This window comes from Mesorhizobium sp. M7A.F.Ca.US.006.04.2.1, from assembly GCF_004022915.1.
Classification (GTDB): Bacteria; Pseudomonadota; Alphaproteobacteria; order Rhizobiales; family Rhizobiaceae; genus Mesorhizobium; species Mesorhizobium ciceri.
In genome coordinates this window covers 1-931 of sequence record NZ_RZQA01001398.1, presented here as the reverse complement: position 1 = coordinate 931, position 931 = coordinate 1, and the positions used below count along the sequence as shown (strand labels likewise).

2 protein-coding genes are annotated in these 931 nt (G+C 66.0%); both read left to right on the top strand.

Annotated features, from left to right (window positions below; genetic code table 11):
• A partial coding sequence (locus EN925_RS40005) for a hypothetical protein (RefSeq protein ID WP_164894753.1) occupies nt 1-342 on the top strand: 342 nt, incomplete at its 5' end.
• 39 nt (nt 343-381) lie between these two features.
• A partial coding sequence (locus EN925_RS37600; protein WP_164894752.1) for a BA14K family protein occupies nt 382-931 on the top strand: 550 nt, incomplete at its 3' end.

Genomic DNA, 931 nt, shown 5'->3' with positions numbered 1-931 from the left:
CGTCAGGATTTGCCCGCGCCTGGCTGTCGCGGGAGCCGTTCTTACCAGCGCAGCGACACCTGCCGGGCCGCTTTCCAGCCCCGATCGTTCCGCGTCCAGTTCGGCGACATCGACACCGTGATCCATTTCCATACTTTCCCGTCCAGGCCGGGCATTGCCCGGCACGGCCATTTTTCCAGTTGTTGTGGGATGCTTATGCCATCCGATCTTTTCGGCAGTTTTTCCGAACTGTTGAATATTGTTTCTGAACTGTGTCTGGGCGGGGTTTTGAGCCTCCCTTGGCGGCTGCGCCCGGCGGCAACGCCGGCGCGCGCGCCAGCGTTTTTCTGGAACCAGCCTTGAGGCCCCGCATTCTATGAGCAGGGACTGAAGGAGCGTGTCGTGAAAGCGGTTTTGGGACTGGTCTGCGGCTTCGTGCTGACCCTTGCGGTCTTCGGCAGCGGACTGGGCTTCGCCGCCTGGCTGCTTGCCGCAAAGCCGCCGCGCCAGGCAACGGCCACCGTCAGCGTGGCGGAGCTGTGGACCAAGAAGGCGCGGCCGGTGAACAAAGCCGGGCAGGGCCTCGAACGCCTGCCGGCCGCCCAGCCGGCGCCGCCCGACATCCCCGCCAAACCGCAGGAAACACCGCCCGACCCGACGGTCACCGGCGCCATCGCGCCCAAGGCGGCGGAATTGCCGTCTCCGCATCTCGCCTGGTGCGCCAGCCGCTATCGCTCCTACCATCCGGACGACAACAGCTATCTTTCCTACAGCGGGCAGCTGCGCCCCTGCATCTCGCCCTATCTCGAAGCCGCCGGTCAGGCCGGCCAGCCGGCCGCCGGCGATGGCGGGGAAAACGGCGCTGGCCTTGGCGTCTACCTTGCCGACGATGACGGCGAAGCGCTTTCGGCCGACCATGTCGATTCCTGCTTCAGCCGTTACCGCTCCTACC